The sequence below is a fragment of the Thioalkalivibrio sp. ALE14 genome, assembly GCF_000376845.1.
In the GTDB taxonomy this organism is placed as follows: domain Bacteria; phylum Pseudomonadota; class Gammaproteobacteria; order Ectothiorhodospirales; family Ectothiorhodospiraceae; genus Thioalkalivibrio.
The window spans coordinates 68,696-86,901 of the sequence record NZ_AQXY01000027.1; the positions used below are offsets into that span (position 1 = coordinate 68,696).

Consider the following 18,206-nt stretch of genomic DNA (forward strand, 5'->3'; position numbering starts at 1 on the left):
CCATGGCCTCCAGCGCGCCCGCGAGCCCTGTCGCCGTGGTCGGCGCGGGCTGGGCCGGCCTGACCGCCGCCCTCGCCCTCGCGCGGGCCGGAAAGCCCGTGCACCTGATCGAGGCCGGCAGGACCCCCGGCGGCCGCGCCCGCAGCCTGGAGCTGGACCAAACGGCGCTGGACAACGGCCAGCACATCCTGGTGGGGGCCTGCCAGCAAACCCTGGAGCAGATCCGCGCGGTCGGCATCGATCCCGAATCAGCCTTTCACGCCGTCCCGTTCGGCCTGCGGATGTTCCATCCCGACGGCCAGACGCACGCACCGGCGTTCGTTCTCGAACCGCGCTCGCCCCGGCTGCCGGCCCTGGCCTCGGCCCTTTATCGGTCCCACCCCGGGCACTCGCCCGCCATTCGCCTGCGTGCCCTGATCGGCGCGGCGGCAATGCTCCATCGGCCCCTGCGACACGACCTGCCGGTGCTCGACTGGCTGCGACAGCGGCACCAGCCCGAGGCCCTCGTCCAGCGCCTGTGGGATCCCCTGTGCCTGGCCGTGATGAACACCCCGACCCGCCTCGCCTCCGCCCGGATCTTCCAGAACGTGCTCCGACGGGCCCTGAATCACGGGCCGGAGGCGGCCCGGCTCCTGATCCCCGCCCGGCCCCTGGGCGAGCTTTTCCCCGACGCCGCCAGCCGCGAGCTGCGGGCCCGAGGTGCGCGCGTGGACCTTGGCCGCCGGATCACGACCCTCGAGCGCGACGCGACACGCCCGGATGCCCCCTATCGGCTGCACGACCGTCAGGGCGGCACCAGCACGGCCCGTGCGCTGATCCTGGCCACCCCGCCCAGCGCGACCGCCAGCCTGTTGCCATCGGAAGCCGCGTGGGACGTCACACACCAAGGCCTCAAGGCGATGGGCGCGCGCAGCATTTGCACCGTCTACCTGCGTTACCCGCATCCGGTAACGGACCGCCCCCCCCTCCAGGGCCTGCTGGGCCAGCATGGCCAGTGGCTGATTCCCCGGCATGTCGCGGGTGCCCCACACTGGCTGGCGATCGTGATCTCGGCCGCCGACGACCTCGAACCGTTGACGGCGGACGCTCGATGGCGCACCGTCGCCCGCTCGCTGGCGCGGACCTTTCCCGAGCTGGGGGCACCCGAAACCGGCCACACCGTCTGCGAACGACGTGCGACAGTGGACGCTCGGGTGGACCTGGATCAACACCGGCCGCCGCCACGCACGCCATGGCCCGACTGCTATCTGGCGGGGGATTACCTGACCCACACACTGCCGTCCACGCTCGAAGCGGCCGTACAATCTGGACTAGAATCGGCGCACCTGTTCCTGGAGGACCATCCTTGACCGACCTCGATATCCCCCGCCTCCTCGCCCACCGTCCCGAGCCGGGCGCCTTTGACCAGCGCGTGATCCTCGTCACCGGGGCCGCCGACGGCATCGGCCGCGCGGTCGCGGAGGCCTGTGCCGCGGCCGGTGCCACGGTCGTCCTGCTGGACAAGGACCTGAAGGGCCTGGAGGCGGTCTACGACCGGATCGAGCAGGCCGGTCATCCACAGCCCGCGATCTATCCGCTGAACCTCGAGGGCGCCACGGTCAAGGACTACGGCGACCTGGCGGAAAACATCCGCGACTCGCTCGGCCGCCTCGACGGGCTGGTGCTGAACGCGGGCTGGGCCGGCGCGCTGATGCCGATGAAGAACTACGACCCGGAGCTGTGGTTCAAGGTCATCAACAGCAATCTGCACGGCCCGTTCTTCCTGACCCAGGCCGTATTGCCGCTGCTGGAGGCCAGCCCCACCGGCAGCCTCGTGGTCTCCACCCAGAACGCGCGCAAGGCCTTCTGGGGTGCGTTCGGAATGGCCAAGGCCGCACAGGACGGCCTGATCGACATCCTGTCGCACGAGCACCGCAACGAGCCGCGCTTCATCCACGTCAATGGCGTGGACACCGGTCCCGTGCGTACCCGCTTCCGTGCCGGCCACTACCCGGGGGAGAACGCGGAGTTGCTACCCGAACCCGAGGCGGTGGTGGGCCCGTACCTGTACTTCCTCGACCCCGGCGACCGCACGACCACCGGCCTGAACATCAGCCTGGAAGGCCACGTCCCGGCCCCGAAGCCAACCGACTCCTGAGGGCCCTCAGCCGCGCACGCGCGGCGGTTTTCCGGCCGTACGGCCCTTCTTGCGCGGCTTGCCACCCTTCGGTGCCCCGGCGCGAGCCGCGCCCTTGCCGCCGGGCACGGGCTTGCCACCCGGACGGGCTGCCGCCTCCACACCGTTGTGCTGGGTCTGGAAGGTCTGCCCGCGCTTCTTCAATGCCTTCCCGCCGCGGGTCATCCGCCCCCCCGTGGATGGACGCGCCGCGCCCTGGCCCGTCCCGGCCGGCTGCCAGGTCGGCACCAGGTGGTGTTTCCCGTTGCCGATCAGATCGGCGCGACCCATGCGCTGCAGGGCATCGCGCAACAGCGGCCAGTTGTTCGGATCGTGGTAGCGCAGGAACGCCTTGTGCAGGCGCCGTGCGCGAACCCCGCGGGCCACGGGAACCCGTTCATTGGCCTTGCGCCGGATGCCACGCAACGGATCGCGCCCGGAATGCCACATGGCCGTGGCCAGCGCCATGGGACTCGGCAGGAAGGCCTGGACCTGATCGGCGCGGAAGTCGTTTCGCTTGAGCCACAACGCCAACTGCAGCATGTCCTGGTCGGTGGTACCGGGGTGCGCGGCGATGAAATACGGGATCAGGTACTGCTCCTTCCCGGCCGCCTTCGAATACTTCTCGAACATGGCCTTGAACCGGTCATAGGTGCCCATACCCGGCTTCATCATCCGGGATAACGGGCCCGTTTCTGTGTGTTCCGGCGCGATCTTCAGGTAACCCCCAACGTGATGGGTCACCAGTTCCTTCACGTACTCCGGGGACTCGATCGCGAGGTCGTAGCGCAGCCCCGAGGCAATCAGGATCTTCTTGATCCCCGGCAAGGCCCGCGCCTTGCGGTAGAGCCGGATCAGGGGCGCATGGTCGGTATCCAGGTTGCTGCAGATGCCCGGGTACACGCAGGACAGCCGGCGACAGCTCTGCTCGATCTTCGGATCCTTGCAGGCCAGGCGGTACATGTTGGCGGTCGGCCCGCCCAGATCCGAGATCACCCCGGTAAAGCCGTCCACCTTGTCGCGAATCTCCTCGATCTCGCGCAGCACGCTGTCCTCGGAGCGGCTCTGGATGATCCGGCCCTCGTGCTCGGTGATCGAACAGAACGTACAGCCGCCGAAACAGCCGCGCATGATGTTCACCGAGAAGCGGATCATCTCCCAGGCCGGGATGCGCGCATCGCCATAGGACGGATGCGGGGCTCGCGCATAGGGCAGGTCGAACACCGCGTCCATCTCGGGCGTCGACAGCGGGATCGGCGGCGGGTTGAGCCAAACCTCCTTGTCACCATGGCGTTGCACGATCGCCCGCGCGTTGCCCGGATTGGTCTCCAGGTGGAGCACCCGCGAGGCATGGGCGTACAGCACCGCGTCACCCTTCACCTGCTCGAAGGCAGGGATCCGGATCACCGTTTGCTCGCGCGGCGTACCGCGCGGGATCTGCCGTTGAAAGCGCACGACCTTCGCGCCCGGCTCGTCCTCCGCCCCGGCATCGGCACAGGTCTCGGGCGAGACCATCGCGTAGGGGTCCGGGTTGGCGTCCACCGGCCCGGGGGTGTCGACCTCGCTGGAATCCAGCTCGACATACCCGCCGGGCACCGCATCGCGCAGAAAGGCCGTGCCGCGGAGATCCGTGATCTCGCGCGGGTGCTCGCCCGCGGCCACGCGATGCGCCAGCTCCACGAGTGCCCGCTCGGCGTTGCCGAACAGCAGTATATCGGCGCGCGAATCCAGCAACACGGAGCGCCGGACCTTGTCCTGCCAGTAGTCGTAGTGGGCAATGCGACGCAGGCTGGCCTCGATCCCGCCGGCCACGACCGGCACATCCTTGTACGCCTCGCGGGCGCGCTGGGCGTAAACGATGACCGCGCGGTCGGGACGCCTGCCGTGCACATCCCCCGGCGTATAGGCGTCGTTGGAACGGATCTTCCGCTCGGCCGTGTAGTGGTTGACCATCGAATCCATGTTCCCGGCGGTCACGCCGAAGAACAGGTTGGGCCGCCCCAATGCGCGGAACGGCTCGGCCGACGTCCAGTCCGGCTGCGCGAGAATGCCCACCCGGAACCCCTGCGCCTCCAGCAGCCGCCCGATGATCGCCATGCCGAAGCTCGGGTGATCGACATAGGCATCGCCGGTGACCAGCACGATGTCACAGCTGTCCCAGCCCAGCTCGTCCATCTCGTCGCGCGTGGTCGGCAGAAACGGGGCCGTGCCGAAGCGCTTGGCCCAGTAGGGCTTGCGGGCAAACAGGGTCTCGGGGGCTGCGGACATCACCAGGCTTCTTCCGGCGGGCGCCGGCGACGGGAAATGCGCGCATTACACGCCCGGGGCGCCCCGAGATCAACAGGGCACGCCCGCGGGCGGGGCTTCATGGGGGCGGGACCGGCCGCTCAGCCGGTCCTCGGCTTGATCAGTAGCGTTCGATGAACAGGTCGATCGCCGGGCTCAATGCGCCGCGCCAGCGCTGGGCCAGGGATTCGTCCCAGCGAGGATCCACCTCGCGGGCAGTCTCCACCATGCAATTGAGCCACACCCCGTACAGGTCCGGCTCGACCGGCACCCGGCCATGACGGCTGTGCACCTCGGCCATCTTTTCCATGGTCGGTGCCACAAAACCCTCGCCCTCGGCATAGCTGATCGCAGTGGAGATCGCCTGGCCGAGCGCCCGCTTCTGCTGGGACCAATTGGTGGTCCCAAAGGCCTTCGCCACTCGCTCGTCGGCCGCGAGAAAGCGCTCGTAGAAACGATCCACGAAGTTGCCGGCCCGCCGGCAACGCCCGTAGCTCTGGTGCACGTCGGAGTAGCTCATCCAATCCCCCAATCCGGAAAAAGCGCGAGTCTAACCGACTCGCTCCGAGAAGGACTGATCCAGATCAAGCCGCAGGAATCAGCAGCGTCACGATCATTCTGCTCGCGCAACGTGGGTTAGTTCCCCTCCAGCACACCCCCATACTGGATCCCGGCCAGGCGCGCCAGCTCGTGATCGAAGGTGGTCAGATCGTTGGGTCCGAAGTCTTCGAGGCTCGCATGGCCACAGGCGCGCGCCAGCACCTTCATCAGCTCCGCGGACCCGTCCAGGAAACGTGCGAGCCGCTCGCCCCCCTCTTCTGGATCGAGGCGGCTGCGCAGCTTCGGATCCTGGGTCGCGACGCCACTGGGACACTGGTTGGTATGGCATATCCGGGCCCCCACGCAGCCCACCGCCTGGATCGCCGAGTTGGCCAGGGCAATCCCGTCGGCGCCTAGCGCCAAGGCCTTCACGAAATCCGCGGGCGTACGCAAGCCACCGGTCACCAGCAGCGTCACCCGCCCCGAGGCCCCGTTGGCATCCAGGAAGCGCCGGGCCCGCGCCAGGGCCGGGATCGTCGGCACGCTGATGTGATCGCGCAAAAGCGCCGGCGCGGCCCCTGTACCGCCGCCGCGTCCGTCGAGGATCAGATAGTCGGCCCCGGCCTCCAGGGCGAAGGCCAGATCCGCCTCGATATGGTTGGCCGAGAGCTTGAACCCCACCGGCACCCCCCCGGTCTTCTCGCGTACAGCATCCGCGAACCGCCGGAAATCGGCCGGAGTCTGCAGGTCGGCGTGAGCCGCCGGCGAATGGGCATCCTGGCCGGCCTCGATCCCGCGTACCCGGGCAATCTCGTGGCTGACCTTGCTGCCCGGCAGGACACCACCCACGCCGGTCTTGGCCGCCTGCCCGGCCTTGAAGTGAAACGCCTGGACCTTTTCCAGGACATCTTCCGAATAGCCAAAACCGGCGGGGCCCAGCTCGAACAGATAGTGCGAGTTCTCCGCCTGCTCGGCGTCCAGCATGCCGCCCTCGCCCGAGCAGATACCAGTGCCAGCGCGCTCCGCGCCGCGCGCCAGGGCAATCTTGGCCTCGCGCGAGAGAGCGCCGAAGCTCATGTCCGACACCAGCAGGGGGATCTGCAGCTCAAGCGGGCGTCGTGCTTCGGGCCCGATCACCAGTGATGTACCCACATCGGCATCTTCGTCCAGTGGGCGCGCGGCCAGTTGCGCCGCCAGTAGCTGCAATCCATCCCAGCTCGGCAGGCGATCTCGCGGGACCCCCATGGCCACCGTGGTCCCGTGACGACCTACACCCTCCAGCCCGTCACGAGCCAGCGCATGGATCCACTCCACATGCGGCTCCACATCGCTGTTGCGCGGGGTTGGTGCCTGGTCATCGTCACTCGCCTGACCGGAATCCGCCTCCGCCTGACTGGCCGGGCCACCCACGGCATCCGCATCGAACTGCGCGTGCGTACCGTCGCAGTAGGGCAGATTGCCGGACTGCTTGCACTGACACAGGTAGGCCTCGCCATCCTCCTCCGCGGTAAACACCAGCGGCTCGATCCCCGTGCCCTGATGCGACCCGTCGCAAAACGGCTGATCCTGCGAGCGTCCGCAGCGACAGAAGGCGTACTCCTCGCCCTTTTTCAGCTCCACGCCCCGGGGTTCCACTGCGGCGATGATCGGTTCAGCCATGGGATGCTCCTTGCGTTCGTTGTCTCTGTCCCCAACTGTGACAGCGAAAGTCCTGCAAATTTCCGAAACCGTCACTCCGCCGTATGATGACGGCGTGTCGCTCAACCACGGGGAACCGCATGACCACCGCCGACCACCGCCACACCCGCCGCGACTACGCCCGCGCAGAACTGCGTCGCAGCGATCTACGGGACAATCCGCTCGGCCTCCTCAACGACTGGCTGGAAGCGGCCCGCGAGGCCGGCAACCCGGACCCCACCGCGATGATCCTGGCCACCGCCGACGCCGACGGCCAGCCCTCCGCCCGCACCGTTTTGCTCAAGCACGTCGATGCCGGAGGTCTCGCGTGGTATACCGATTCGCGCAGCCGGAAGGGGCAGGATCTCAACGAAAACCCGCGCGCGGCCCTCCTGTTCTACTGGCCCGAGACGGAACGCCAGATTCGCGTCGAGGGTCCGGTCTCCGCGCTGCCGGGCGAACTTGCGGATGAATACTTTCACCAGCGCCCCCGAGGCAGCCAGCTGGCCGCCGCCGCCTCCACCCAGAGCCACCCGGTCGTGGACCGCGGCGAACTGGAACAACGCGTGCGCGAGCTGGAAGGACAGTACCCCGACGGCGACATCCCGCGCGACCCCGCCTGGATCGGCTACCGCCTGCAGCCGGAGCTGTTCGAGTTCTGGCAGGGCCGCCCCAATCGGCTGCACGACCGCTTTCAGTACCGGCGCGTCGGGAAGGACTGGGAGGTCACCCGCCTGATGCCGTAGGGCGCCGCTACCGCTTGGCCAACCGAATCTGCTAGGATTCGCTCCGCCGTGGCGGCTCGACCCCGCCCGGCGTCAAAAACGGAGAGGTGCCGGAGCGGTCGAACGGGGCGGTCTCGAAAACCGTTGTACGCGCGAGCGTACCGAGGGTTCGAATCCCTCCCTCTCCGCCAGATTCAAGAAAGGGGCCCAAGTGGCCCCTTTTGCATGTCTGGCCCCCAGAGGCACCGGGATTCGAACCCGAGGGATTAGAGAAGATGGTTCGACCGGTGGCGCGCAGCGACACCGGAACGCCGCAGCGCAGCGAAGGCGGCCCGGAGGGCGGCGACCCCGTCGCCGTAATCCCTCCCTCTCCGCCAGATTCAAGAAAGGGTCCCGAGGGCCCATTTTTCATTCCCAGCCCCGGAAGTGGGCCGCACGTTTACCCCGGAGTACCAAGCCCCATTTTCCCGGGCGCGAATCAACGCATACACCAACCACCCGTATCGTCGCGCCGAAATGCACCGGGCTACAGGCTCGTACCGGCACAAAAAAAGCGGCCCGGTTGCCCGTGGCCGCTTTTCCTCGATCCGAAACTGGTGGGCGGTACTAGGTTCGAACTAGTGACCCCTGCCGTGTGAAGGCAGTGCTCTACCGCTGAGCTAACCGCCCGGAGCGCGCACTAGATTAGGGTTCGGTCGGGCGAACGTCAAGCACTGCGTCCCGGTTTCCTTCACCACACACGACGCAATCCAGGATCTGGACTACAAGGCCGAATCCATCCCTCCCTCTCGTGGCCGCCAGGCCACGCAGCACCACCCCGGTTGCCAGTCCGTCCCCCTTGCCAGACAATGCTCGACCTCGGAGAGGTGGCAGAGCGGTTGATTGCACCGGTCTTGAAAACCGGCAGGGGTGAAAGCCCCTCGAGGGTTCGAATCCCTCCCTCTCCGCCATTCCCCAAGCCCGCAAGGCGTCATTTCCCCTCCCCCACTTAATCGACCCACCACCAAGCCATTCATAGTCCATCTGATATGCGTCATATAGAACAGGTTAGATAGAAGAAAATATACTGACCCTCTATAATCGGCCGCACTTTCCCGACTGCGCCCGCGCTCTCCCCCGGGCCCAGCCCCGGCTGCCAGTACTGTGACGACGGCCCTGGCACGCCCCGGCCCGGACGACCTCCGGCGCTGAAAAACCGGTGCGGCCGTCGTCGAGTCTCACGAACTGGCCAAGCGAGCGACCTGATGAATTCGATCCTGCTGCGAGTGTTTCCCTTTCTTAGCTGGCGCCCGACCAAGCAAACCCTCAACGCGGATCTCATCGCCGGCATCTCGGTCGCCCTGGTCCTGATTCCCCAGTCGATGGCCTATGCGCAGCTGGCCGGGCTGCCACCGGTCTACGGGCTGTATGCCTCCTTGCTGCCCGTGATGGTGGCGGCACTCTGGGGCTCTTCGAATCAACTCGCGACGGGTCCGGTGGCGGTGGTCTCGCTGTTGACCGCCTCGGCACTGATACCTCTCGCCGCCGAGGGCTCTTCCGAGTTCGTGATGCTGGCGATCGCCCTGGCGTTCATTGTGGGCCTGGTTCAGTTGATGCTGGGCCTGTTCAAGCTGGGGGCACTGGTCAGCTTCATTTCCCACCCGGTCATCGTCGGTTTCACCAACGCGGCGGCGATCATCATTGCACTCTCGCAGTTGAACAAGATCCTCGGCGTCCCGATCGACACCAGCGGTCACTTCATGCTGGGGCTGTGGGGCGTCATCCTCGAGCTGGGCAGCATTCACTGGCCAACGCTCGCTTTCGGTGTGGGTGCCATCGTCCTGATGGTGCTGATGAAACGTTTTACCCCGAAGATTCCCGGCGTTCTCGTCGCCGTGGTCGTGGCGATCCTTGTGAGCTGGGCGATCGGCTACGAACAGAAGGCCGAAACCTCTATCGAGCAGATTGCCCCGGCCGAGGTGCTGACCCTTGCGCAGAACATCGAACGCGAGGGCGCGCGACTGGCCGAACTCGACGATCAGATCCGCAAGCTGGAAGCCCAGCTACAGAGCCAGGAGGGTGCCGAGGCCGTTCGCTTGCGCCACGAAGCCGACCAGTTGCGCCTGCAACGCGACGAACTCCGCCCCGAACTGGCCGGCATGCGCGACGAAATCCGCGACATCTCGCTGCGCCGTGTGCCCGGTGCGGATGGTGAGCCGGCCCGCTTTATCGCCGACGACCATCTGACCGACGCCGAGCGCGAGCGCGCCGACCGGGCGGCCTGGCGGATCGAACGAGTCGGCGCCGATACGGTGCACCTGAATGGTGGCGGCGCGGTAGTCGGCAACGTCCCCCAGGGGCTCCCCGCCTTCTCGATCCCGGAAATCACCTTCGGCACGTTCACCACACTCCTGACCACGGCCTTCGTCATTGCCCTGGTCGGGTTCACCGAAGCCATCGCCATCGCCAAGGCCATGGCCGCCCGGACCGGGCAGCGGCTGGATCCCAGCAAGGAACTGATGGGCCAGGGGCTGGCGAACCTCGCCGGGGGCTTCACCCAAGGCTATCCGGTCAGTGGGTCGTTTTCGCGATCGGCGGTCAACCTGAACTCAGGGGCCAAGACCGGGCTGTCCTCGGTATTCACCGCCGTGATCATCGGTCTGGCCCTCCTCTTCCTGACGCCGCTGATCTACCACCTGCCCCAGGCGGTCCTTGCGGCCATCATCATGATGGCGGTGGCCGGGCTGGTGAACTTCAAGGCGATCAAGCATGCCTGGGTGGCCAACAAGCATGACGGCGTCGCCGCTGTTGTAACCTTCGTGGCCACCCTCGCCATGGCGCCCAACCTGGATTACGGGATCCTGACCGGTGCCGGCCTGGCCATCGTGCTCTACCTGTACCGCACCATGCAGCCGCGTGTGTCGGAACTGGCCCGCTACGAGGACGGCACCCTGCGCGAGGCCCAGCGCTACGGCCTGGAGACCAACGAGAAGGTCGGCATGATGCGCTTCGACGGCTCGCTCTACTTCGCCAACGTGCCGTATTTCGAAGACGCGGTCCTGGACCTTGTGGCACGGCATCCGCAGGCGAAATATCTGATCGTCGTCGGCAAGGGCATCAACGAAATCGACGCCTCCGGGGAAGAAGTCATCCATCAGCTGGTCCATCGCCTCAAGGCACGCGGCATCACCCTGGTTTTCGCAGGGGTGAAGGCCCAGATCATGGAGGTCATGCAGCGCACCGGACTCGACGACATCATCGGCAAGGACAACATCTTCAAGTCCACCGACCACGCCGTGAAGACGATCTCGGAAAAGGTCGGCGAACCCATCAAGTGAGGGGCGCTGCCACGCGCGGCTCCATGGCCGGAAGGATCTCCCTGAACGGCCATGGAAACACTGCAACCGGGCGCGCTTGTCGCTACACTGTGGATGCTTTGAACCTATTGAGGAGTTGACCCGTGTCCCGAGACCAGATCGTCCGCTCGAGTCGTAATCCGTCCAGCACTGGCTCCATCAGCGAGACCATCTCCACCAACAAGGTGATCCGGCAGACCTACATGCTGCTGTCGCTCACCCTGGCATTCAGCGCGGTTACCGCGTTCATCGCCATGGCGGTCAATGCGCCGCCGGTGCACTGGATCATCATGCTGGGCGTGCTGATCGGCGGCCCGTTCGCCATCCACGCCGCCCGCAACTCGGCGCTGGGCATCGTGCTGACCTTCGCCTTCACCGGCGTCCTGGGCTTCTTCCTCGGCCCCATCCTCAGCATGTATCTGGGCCTGCCCAACGGGCCGCAGATCGTCGGTAACGCCTTTGCCGCCACGGCCATCGCGTTCGTCACGCTTTCCGGCTACGCCCTCGCCACCAAGAAGGACTTCAGCTTCCTGGGCGGCTTCCTGGTCGTCGGCCTGATCGTGGCCCTGCTGGCCATCGTCGCCAACCTGTTCCTGGCGATCCCGGCGCTGTCGCTCGCGATCTCCGCCGCGGTCGTGCTCCTGCTGTCGGCGGCCATCCTGTTTGACACCAGCCGGATGATTCACGACCCCGAGGCCAACTACATCGTGATGACCGTCTCGCTGTACGCCAACCTCTACGTGATGTTCCTGCACCTGCTGAACCTGTTCCACGCCTTCATGGGTGACAACTAAGGGTCCGGCGCAACCCGCAAGAACACGTTCAAGGGCCCCGCCGCGCGGGGCCCTTTTCGTTGGGCATCGTTTGCACAGACACCCGGGGAATTCGGCCATGACCCAGCTCCAGCGCGGCGTCTTTCTCGACCTGAACACAGTCGACCGGGACGACCTTGACCTCACCGAACTCCGCGCCAGCCTGCCCGACTGGACCTTCCACGACCGCACGCGTCGCGACCAGCGCGCCGAACGGATCGCGGACGCCGAGGTCGTGATCACGAACAAGGTCGAGCTGGATGCCGATCTGCTGGCCGCCGCGCCCCGCCTGCGACTGATCTGCGCCGCCGCGACCGGCTTCAACAACATCGACGTGGCCGCCGCCCGGCGCCACGGCATCGTCGTCAGCAACGCGCGCGACTACGCCACCGACTCCGTGGTGCAGCATGTCTTTGCCCTGCTCCTGACACTGGTCACCCGCCTGGATGCCTACCGCGCCGACATCCGCGCCGGTCGCTGGAGTGCTTCTGACCAGTTCTGCCTCCTCGACCATCCCATCGGCACCGTGGCCGGGATGCGTCTCGGGATTATCGGCTGGGGCGTGCTCGGCCGGGCCACCGCCCGGGTCGCCGAGGCCTTCGGCATGGAGGTCCTGGTCGCCGAGAGCCAGGCTCCCGCTCGCGAGGCGAACGACGATCGGGTACCGCTGGAACGTCTGCTCGGCCAGTGCGAGGTCATCAGCCTGCACTGCCCCCTCACATCCGCGACCCGGCACCTGATCGACGACGCCGCACTCCAGCGCATGCGCCCGGGCAGCCTGCTGCTGAACACCGCCCGCGGTGGGCTGGTCGAGCCCGAGGCGCTGGCCCGCCATCTGCGCAGCGGCCATCTCGGCGGCGCTGGTATCGACGTCCTGGAGCCGGAGCCCCCGCCGCCGGATCACCCCCTGCTGGCCGACGACCTCCCGAACCTCGTCCTCACACCCCACACGGCCTGGGCCGCCCGTAGCGCCCGGCAACGCGTGATTGACGAGGTCACGGCCAATATCCGCGGCTTCGCAAGCGGTTCGCCGCGCAACGTGGTGGAATGACGCGCATGGACACCGAAGCCCTGCAACAGCGAATCGAGGATCTGGAGATCCGCCTGGCCCATCAGGAATACACCCAGGAGGAACAGGCCCGCGTGCAACTGGAACTGCAGCAGGCCAATACCGAGCTGCGCCAGCAGGTGCAGTGGCTGCGCGATCGTCTGCGCGATCTCGAGGAGCGCGGCGACGCCCCCGAGGGCGCGGAGCCCCCTCCGCCGCACTACTGAACCCATGCCGCTCGAGGTACGTGCCGCACCCGGTCACGAGACGGAAGCCGAGCGATTGCGCGAGGCACTGGCCGGCTATCACCACGAAGGCGAGGCCGAACTGGTGCTGGAGGCTGGAGACCACGGCCTCCAGCTGATTCGTGCCGACCTCCAGCCGCCACTGCGGCTGCACCTCGACTTTGCTGCCGGCCGCCAGGGCTATCGCCTTGCCCATGCCGGCCATCAGCGCGAAGGACTGATCCGGGCATTCGGCAAGCTGCCGCGCGACGGACACGTACTGGATGCCTCCGCCGGCCTCGGCCGAGATTCCCTGCTGCTGGCCGCACACGGCTTTCGCGTGACCGCCTGGGAACGCCATCCGGTGGTCTACCACCTGCTGGACGACGCGCTGGCGCGCGCGGCCCACAGCCCGGAACTCGCGGCCATCATCCGCCGTATCGCCCTCCTCGAGGGACCGGCCACCCCGGCGGATGTCACCCCGCCCGCGATGGCGGCCGTATTCGATCCGATGTTCCCCGAACGCACCAAGCGCGCGGCGGTGAAAAAGGACATGCAGCTGATCCAGGCGCTGATGCCCGACGCGGCCGACCCGGATGCCGAACAGACCCTGGCCCGCTTGCGTGGTCACGTGGAGCGTCGCGTCATCGTGAAACGCCCGCTGCATGCCCCGGCACTCGGCCCGGACACGCCCCAGGCGAGCGTGAAGGGCAAGAGCGTTCGCTTCGACCTCTACCCCGCGACCGGAACGGACCGAAAGGCGGGCTAGCGCACGTCAGGGATCGCCGACGATCAACCGGTCCTCACCCACCAGACGGTAATCCGGGATCGGCAGATTGCGCCGGGCGGACTGCCCGGCATAGACCCGTCCAGCCCCGTCGTAACGCCCGCCGCGGCAGCGGTCGACCAATCCGCCGCTCCAGCCTTCGGCATCATCCGGGTGTACCAGATCCAGTTCGCAACCCAGATCCGTACTCTCGCCGATGACCACCAGCCATTCCGGCCGGAAACTGCGCAGCGGCAACTCCAGCCCGTCCGGTTGCTGGCCCCGGCGCGCGGCCGGATCCACCAGCTCGTCATCGTCCGCCAGGGCGGCCTGCCAGGCGGCATCACGATGAACCACCAGCACATGCCGGTTCCCATGGATGAACCGCCCCGCCTCGCCCGGGGCGATTTCCGCAAGATCCACCCGAAGCGTCTCGCCGCGGGTATCCACTGATCCGGAAAACGCGTACCGCAGCATCACCCCCACCAGCAGCAAGGCGGCTCCCAGCACCATCAGCTTTATGAGCGCGCGAATCCGCACCCGCGCCAGTGAATCGTTCCCGACTTGCACCCGTGATCTCCGTTTCCCTCGCCAACCGGCGAAAACGCTTTGCCTGAGCCCAACTCACCCCTACACTAGGCGGCATGAGAGGACCCAACCGTTCCAACCGCACCTATGTCGGCCTGTACAACGACATGTACGCCGGCATGACCCCCATCGGCAATTTCATCCGCGATGCCTGGGTATTCGGCATCCTCCCGGAGACCGAAACCTGTGATGGCTGGGATGTCTCGCGCATCCAGATGCTGCACGACCAGGTCAACGCCGAATGGGACAAATACGACCTGCGCATCGGCAACCTGCCGCCGGAACTGCGCGAACGCCACGAACGCATCCACCAGGAAGCGATCGAACGCGCCCGCGAACACGGCTGGGTCCCCGGGCAGGACATCGACAGCGAGATGGGCGACGACGCCTGATGATCGGTGGCGAACCCCTGATTCGTCCCCTGATCGTCATCGCCGCCCTGCTGGGCGGAATCGCGGTCGTCCTCGGTGCCTTCGGGGCCCACGCCCTCCAGGAACGCCTCTCGGAGCACGCGCTGGCAACCTGGCACACGGGGGTCCAGTATCACTTTGTCCACGCCCTGGCCCTGTTGCTGGTGGCCGCGCTGTGGGCGCACCTGGCCAACGGCTGGGCCGCGGCCAGTGCCGTCGCGTTCGTCATCGGCATCCTGCTGTTCTCGGGCAGCCTGTATGCCCTCGCACTCGGCGCTCCCCGCATCCTCGGGGCCATCGCCCCGCTGGGCGGGACGGCCTTTATCCTCGGCTGGGCGGGGTTGGCCATTGCCGCCTGGCGCGGCTGACCTATAATCGCGCCCTGCCAGACCCCAACCTTCACGACCGGATCGAGCGCCCCATGAGCCAGACCTCCTTCGCCGTATTCGCCGAGAAAACCCTCGACGACATCCAGACCCGCCTGAGCGACCAGAGCGCACTGGACGACCTGGACATCGACCTGATCGACGGGGTGATGACGATCGAATTCGACGACGGCGCGCAAGTGATCCTGAACCGCCAGGAGGCCGCCCAGCAGATCTGGCTGTCCTCGCCCGAGGGGCCGGCGCACTTCGGTTACTCCGAGGACGAAGGCGCCTGGATCGATGACCGCAATGGCGAAGACCTGCACGCGACCCTGGTGCGCGTGATCGAACAGAAACTGGGCGTTCCGGTCGAGCTCTGAGCCCGCACCCGCTGGATCAGTGTTTCCCTAATCCGCTTTTCCCGACCCTTTTTTCGGTTCGTCCTGGCCCGCCGCCGCGCGCTCGTCCGCGGTCGGCGGCTCGTCTTCAAGGGCGCGCAGATGCGCCTCGACTTCCGCCAGCACGGGGTGGGGTTTGTCCTGCTCCAGTGCCACGTCGATCGCCCTTAACGCCTCCACCGCCTGCGGATCCCCGCGCAATGGCATGCGCGCGACGCCCAGCGCCAGCATGCGGAACTGGCGAAACACCAGGTAGCTGACGGTCGCCACCACCAGCGCGCCCCACATGTTGTCCTGGAACCACAGCCACACGGCTGCTCCGTAACCCCCGAAGGTCAGTACGAAGATCCCCAGCGCGACGCGATGGGATCGGGCGACGATGCCTTCCAGCACCTCGCGGTTGCGGATTACGAAGTCACGTTCGAAATGCAAGGGAACAGTTCCTTGGGTCGTGTGCGGGCTCAGGGACGCGGCGGTTGCTGGGCACGCCAGCGCTCGAAGGTCGGGTAGTCCTCGTAGCCCCGAGTCAGCACGTAGTCCATCACGTTGCGCAGTCGGTTCAGGTGCACGACGGAGTCGATGCGGATGATCTCCTCGCCCTGCTCATCGAAGAAGATCAGGGTCGGCGCCCAGTGTACATCCAGTCGCGCCGCCCATTCCTTCGGATTCGTGCGTTCACCAGCGGGCGTCAGTACCGGGGTATCGGCATCGTCGGCATCCAGCTGCACGGCGTCAATCAGCGCGATGCGTTCCAGCACCTCGTCCTGCTGCAGGGGCTCGGAATGCAGGATATCGCAGGCGTGACAGGCCTCGCGCTCGAAGAACACCACCAGCGGACGATCGGCCGGGATCCGGCTGCGGTCCAGCGCATATGGTGGATTGACAAAGAAGTCGCGTTCGTTGATGTCGTCCAGATCGAATTTCGGCGGCGGGTTTGCGCGTTCCAGATAGGTGCGGAAGCTCATATCGCGGTCGTGACGGTCGATCACGTACTCCAGCAACGCCCGGAAACGGTACGGAGGGTAGTAGCCGCGCATCTGGTGAATCCGCTCGCCATCCTCGTCGTAAAAGGCGATCGAGGGCGTGAAGTTGAGCCGCTGTTCGGCCGCGTAGCGCCGCTCCATCCAGGTCTCGCCGTCCAGATCGGTGACCTCGCGCGTCCCCAGCGCATCGATGGCGACGACATTGAAATGCGACGCCAGATAGTCGCGGATATCGTCCTGCGCGAAATTCTTGTCGAACAGCGCCTCGCAGTAGGGACAGTCATCCATGCCGAAGTAGACGGCCAGTCCCATCTTGCCCTCGGCCACCGCGTCTTCCAGGTCCTCGCGCAGGTCCAGGAAACTCAGTTCGAACCAGTCCGGTGTATGCAGCCCGATGTGCCGTGGTGTGTCATCGAAGCGCAAATCCTCCTCGAACGAATCCGACCACGCCGGGGTCGGCAACAGCACCAGGGCGAGACAGGCGAGCCATGCCATGGCGGCCCAGCGAAAGCGGTTGGGATAACGGGTATCGTTCACTTGGCGCGCCAAATCGAAAGGGCCTGCTACTCGGACGGCGGCTCCAGCACCGAGGTTCCCCCGAGATACGGACGCAGCCGCTCCGGGATGCGGATCGAGCCGTCCGCCTGCTGGTGGTTCTCCAGCAGGGCCACCAGGGCCCGGCCCACCGCAACGCCGGAACCATTGATGGTATGCACCAGTTCCGGACGCTCACCCGCCTTCGGGCGGTAGCGCGCCTGCATCCGACGGGCCTGGAAGGCCCCGAAATTCGAGCACGACGAGATCTCACGGTAGGCTTCCTGCGCCGGCAACCAGACCTCGAGGTCGTAGGTGCGCGCCGCGGCGAAGCCCATGTCACCAGCGCTCAGGAGCATGACGCGATAGGGCAGTTCCAGTGCCTGCAGGACGGCCTCGGCGTGCCCCAGCAGGCTCTCGAGCGCCGCATCCGACTCTTCCGGCCGCACGATCTGCACCAGCTCCACCTTCTCGAACTGGTGCTGCCGGATCAGGCCGCGCACGTCACGACCGTAGCTGCCCGCCTCGGAGCGGAAACACGGGGTATGGGCCACCATCCGCAACGGCAGCTCGTCGGCCTCCAGGATCTGCTCTCGCACCAGGTTGGTCAGCGTGACCTCGGCCGTGGGGATCAGCCGGTAGCGCTGATCACAGTCCACCGAGAACAGATCCTCGTCGAATTTCGGCAACTGGCCGGTGCCCTCCAGAGACTCAGGATTCGCCAGGTAGGGCACGTAGGTCTCCTGATAGCCATGCGACCCGGTGTGCAGATCCAGCATGAACTGGGTCAGGGCCCGGTGCAGACGCGCCATCTGCCCGCGCATGACCACGAAACGCGAACCGGCCACCCGCACCGCCGCCTCGAAATCCAGCCAGCCGCCCGGCAGGCCGAGGTCCACATGATCGCGGGGCGCAAAGCCGAACTGTGGGATCGCTCCCTCGCGCCGGACTTCCACGTTGGTCGTCTCGTCGAGGCCATCCGGCACATCCGCCTGCGGGAGGTTGGGCATCCACATCAGTAGCGTGTCCAGTTCCTCCTGAACCTCATGCAGATCGGTTTCGCACTGCTTGAGTTCGTCGCCCAGCCGGCCGACCTCCGCCTTCAACGGTTCGATGTCCTCGCCCCGGGCCTTGGCCTGCCCGATGCTCTTGGAGCGGGTGTTGCGTTCCGCCTGCAGCTCCTGGGTACGCACCTGCAACGCCTTTCGCCGGGCCTCGAGCGACTCGAAACGTTCGCGGTCCAGGGTGTAGCCACGACGCGCGAGTGCGGTGGCGGTCGCATCCAGATCCTGGCGCAGGCTGCGGATATCAAGCATGACGGGTTTCCAATCAGGGGTTGCTGAAACGACCGGGAAGTCTA

At 66.7% G+C, this 18,206-nt stretch carries 18 protein-coding genes and 3 tRNA genes; 13 read left to right on the forward strand and 8 right to left on the reverse strand.

The features are described from left to right. The first annotated feature begins 2 nt into the window (after positions 1-2). Together hpnE and F572_RS0107115 are read left to right on the forward strand one after the other, a co-directional pair. Positions 3-1,349 carry a hydroxysqualene dehydroxylase HpnE gene (hpnE, locus tag F572_RS0107110; protein ID WP_017941775.1) on the forward strand — a complete coding sequence of 449 codons (1,347 nt, stop codon included), beginning with the start codon at positions 3-5 and terminating at the stop codon, positions 1,347-1,349. Continuing rightward, positions 1,346-2,137 (forward strand): SDR family NAD(P)-dependent oxidoreductase, encoded by a 792-nt coding sequence (locus tag F572_RS0107115; protein WP_017941774.1) that lies wholly within the window; start codon positions 1,346-1,348, stop codon positions 2,135-2,137. The genes hpnE and F572_RS0107115 overlap by 4 nt, the downstream gene beginning before the upstream one ends. A gap of 6 nt (positions 2,138-2,143) precedes the next feature. Here F572_RS0107115 and F572_RS0107120 read toward each other — a convergent pair whose 3' ends face one another. The 3 genes from F572_RS0107120 to F572_RS0107130 form a co-directional block, all read right to left on the reverse strand. Then, complete coding sequence (locus tag F572_RS0107120; RefSeq protein ID WP_017941773.1) at positions 2,144-4,423, reverse strand: YgiQ family radical SAM protein; 2,280 nt, start codon at positions 4,421-4,423, stop codon at positions 2,144-2,146. Positions 4,424-4,562: 139 nt separating this feature from the next. Continuing rightward, positions 4,563-4,961, reverse strand: a complete 399-nt coding sequence (locus F572_RS0107125; protein WP_017941772.1) for a globin — start codon at positions 4,959-4,961, stop codon at positions 4,563-4,565. A gap of 116 nt (positions 4,962-5,077) precedes the next feature. Beyond that, positions 5,078-6,640, reverse strand: a complete 1,563-nt coding sequence (locus tag F572_RS0107130; RefSeq protein ID WP_017941771.1) for a glutamate synthase-related protein — start codon at positions 6,638-6,640, stop codon at positions 5,078-5,080. 119 nt (positions 6,641-6,759) lie between these two features. Here F572_RS0107130 and pdxH point away from each other — a divergent pair, with 119 nt between their 5' ends. Beyond that, positions 6,760-7,404, forward strand: a complete 645-nt coding sequence (pdxH, locus tag F572_RS0107135) for a pyridoxamine 5'-phosphate oxidase (RefSeq protein ID WP_017941770.1) — start codon at positions 6,760-6,762, stop codon at positions 7,402-7,404. Positions 7,405-7,484: 80 nt separating this feature from the next. Further along, a tRNA-Ser gene (locus F572_RS0107140) sits at positions 7,485-7,574 on the forward strand. A gap of 403 nt (positions 7,575-7,977) precedes the next feature. Here the strand turns inward: F572_RS0107140 and F572_RS0107145 are convergent. Beyond that, positions 7,978-8,052: transfer RNA gene (locus F572_RS0107145), tRNA-Val, on the reverse strand. A 191-nt stretch (positions 8,053-8,243) separates the two neighbouring features. Between F572_RS0107145 and F572_RS0107150 the strand changes: the two genes are divergently transcribed. From F572_RS0107150 to F572_RS0107175, 6 genes are all read left to right on the forward strand, one after another. Then, positions 8,244-8,333 (forward strand) — tRNA-Ser (locus tag F572_RS0107150). Between the two features lie 294 nt (positions 8,334-8,627). Then, positions 8,628-10,700 (forward strand): SulP family inorganic anion transporter, encoded by a 2,073-nt coding sequence (locus F572_RS0107155; RefSeq protein WP_017941769.1) that lies wholly within the window; start codon positions 8,628-8,630, stop codon positions 10,698-10,700. A 122-nt stretch (positions 10,701-10,822) separates the two neighbouring features. Further along, entirely contained in the window at positions 10,823-11,512 is a 690-nt protein-coding gene (locus F572_RS0107160) for a Bax inhibitor-1/YccA family protein (protein WP_017941768.1), read from the forward strand. Positions 11,513-11,609: 97 nt separating this feature from the next. After that, on the forward strand, positions 11,610-12,581 hold the full coding sequence (locus F572_RS0107165) for a D-2-hydroxyacid dehydrogenase (RefSeq protein WP_017941767.1): 972 nt from the start codon (positions 11,610-11,612) through the stop codon (positions 12,579-12,581). A gap of 5 nt (positions 12,582-12,586) precedes the next feature. After that, positions 12,587-12,805 (forward strand): SlyX family protein, encoded by a 219-nt coding sequence (locus F572_RS0107170; protein WP_017941766.1) that lies wholly within the window; start codon positions 12,587-12,589, stop codon positions 12,803-12,805. Positions 12,806-12,809: 4 nt separating this feature from the next. Further along, positions 12,810-13,571: a class I SAM-dependent methyltransferase gene (locus tag F572_RS0107175; RefSeq protein ID WP_017941765.1), complete on the forward strand. Its 762-nt coding sequence runs from the start codon at positions 12,810-12,812 to the stop codon at positions 13,569-13,571. A gap of 6 nt (positions 13,572-13,577) precedes the next feature. Here the strand turns inward: F572_RS0107175 and F572_RS0107180 are convergent, their stop codons facing one another. After that, a complete protein-coding gene (locus F572_RS0107180) occupies positions 13,578-14,138 on the reverse strand; it encodes a hypothetical protein (RefSeq protein WP_017941764.1) in 561 nt (186 codons plus the stop codon). A gap of 74 nt (positions 14,139-14,212) precedes the next feature. Here F572_RS0107180 and F572_RS0107185 point away from each other — a divergent pair, with 74 nt between their 5' ends. From F572_RS0107185 to cyaY, 3 genes are read left to right on the forward strand one after another with little or no spacing between them, the layout of a single operon-like run. Further along, on the forward strand, positions 14,213-14,548 hold the full coding sequence (locus F572_RS0107185) for a hypothetical protein (RefSeq protein WP_017941763.1): 336 nt from the start codon (positions 14,213-14,215) through the stop codon (positions 14,546-14,548). Next, on the forward strand, positions 14,548-14,934 hold the full coding sequence (locus F572_RS0107190; protein ID WP_017941762.1) for a DUF423 domain-containing protein: 387 nt from the start codon (positions 14,548-14,550) through the stop codon (positions 14,932-14,934). Before F572_RS0107185 ends, F572_RS0107190 begins: the two co-directional genes overlap by 1 nt. A gap of 53 nt (positions 14,935-14,987) precedes the next feature. After that, complete coding sequence (cyaY, locus tag F572_RS0107195; RefSeq protein WP_017941761.1) at positions 14,988-15,311, forward strand: iron donor protein CyaY; 324 nt, start codon at positions 14,988-14,990, stop codon at positions 15,309-15,311. Positions 15,312-15,338: 27 nt separating this feature from the next. Here cyaY and F572_RS0107200 read toward each other — a convergent pair whose 3' ends face one another. The 3 genes from F572_RS0107200 to serS all read right to left on the reverse strand — a co-directional run bounded on the left by F572_RS0107200 (position 15,339) and on the right by serS (position 18,162). Beyond that, on the reverse strand, positions 15,339-15,761 hold the full coding sequence (locus F572_RS0107200; RefSeq protein ID WP_017941760.1) for a hypothetical protein: 423 nt from the start codon (positions 15,759-15,761) through the stop codon (positions 15,339-15,341). Between the two features lie 29 nt (positions 15,762-15,790). Further along, a complete protein-coding gene (locus F572_RS0107205) occupies positions 15,791-16,807 on the reverse strand; it encodes a thioredoxin fold domain-containing protein (protein WP_026142996.1) in 1,017 nt (338 codons plus the stop codon). A gap of 68 nt (positions 16,808-16,875) precedes the next feature. Next, positions 16,876-18,162 (reverse strand): serine--tRNA ligase, encoded by a 1,287-nt coding sequence (gene serS, locus F572_RS0107210; RefSeq protein ID WP_017941758.1) that lies wholly within the window; start codon positions 18,160-18,162, stop codon positions 16,876-16,878. Positions 18,163-18,206 lie beyond the last annotated feature (44 nt).

What these genes read in the sequence shown, in the direction of transcription:
- cyaY (WP_017941761.1), top strand. Translation starts at nt 14,988, where the DNA reads ATGAGCCAGACCTCCTTCGCCGTATTCGCCGAGAAAACCCTCGACGAC.
- F572_RS0107175 (WP_017941765.1), top strand. Translation starts at nt 12,810, where the DNA reads ATGCCGCTCGAGGTACGTGCCGCACCCGGTCACGAGACGGAAGCCGAG.
- serS (WP_017941758.1), bottom strand. Translation starts at nt 18,162, where the DNA reads ATGCTTGATATCCGCAGCCTGCGCCAGGATCTGGATGCGACCGCCACC.
- F572_RS0107185 (WP_017941763.1), top strand. Translation starts at nt 14,213, where the DNA reads ATGAGAGGACCCAACCGTTCCAACCGCACCTATGTCGGCCTGTACAAC.
- F572_RS0107125 (WP_017941772.1), bottom strand. Translation starts at nt 4,961, where the DNA reads ATGAGCTACTCCGACGTGCACCAGAGCTACGGGCGTTGCCGGCGGGCC.
- hpnE (WP_017941775.1), top strand. Translation starts at nt 3, where the DNA reads ATGGCCTCCAGCGCGCCCGCGAGCCCTGTCGCCGTGGTCGGCGCGGGC.
- F572_RS0107120 (WP_017941773.1), bottom strand. Translation starts at nt 4,423, where the DNA reads ATGTCCGCAGCCCCCGAGACCCTGTTTGCCCGCAAGCCCTACTGGGCC.
- F572_RS0107190 (WP_017941762.1), top strand. Translation starts at nt 14,548, where the DNA reads ATGATCGGTGGCGAACCCCTGATTCGTCCCCTGATCGTCATCGCCGCC.
- F572_RS0107155 (WP_017941769.1), top strand. Translation starts at nt 8,628, where the DNA reads ATGAATTCGATCCTGCTGCGAGTGTTTCCCTTTCTTAGCTGGCGCCCG.
- F572_RS0107205 (WP_026142996.1), bottom strand. Translation starts at nt 16,807, where the DNA reads ATGGCATGGCTCGCCTGTCTCGCCCTGGTGCTGTTGCCGACCCCGGCG.
- pdxH (WP_017941770.1), top strand. Translation starts at nt 6,760, where the DNA reads ATGACCACCGCCGACCACCGCCACACCCGCCGCGACTACGCCCGCGCA.
- F572_RS0107165 (WP_017941767.1), top strand. Translation starts at nt 11,610, where the DNA reads ATGACCCAGCTCCAGCGCGGCGTCTTTCTCGACCTGAACACAGTCGAC.
- F572_RS0107130 (WP_017941771.1), bottom strand. Translation starts at nt 6,640, where the DNA reads ATGGCTGAACCGATCATCGCCGCAGTGGAACCCCGGGGCGTGGAGCTG.
- F572_RS0107170 (WP_017941766.1), top strand. Translation starts at nt 12,587, where the DNA reads ATGGACACCGAAGCCCTGCAACAGCGAATCGAGGATCTGGAGATCCGC.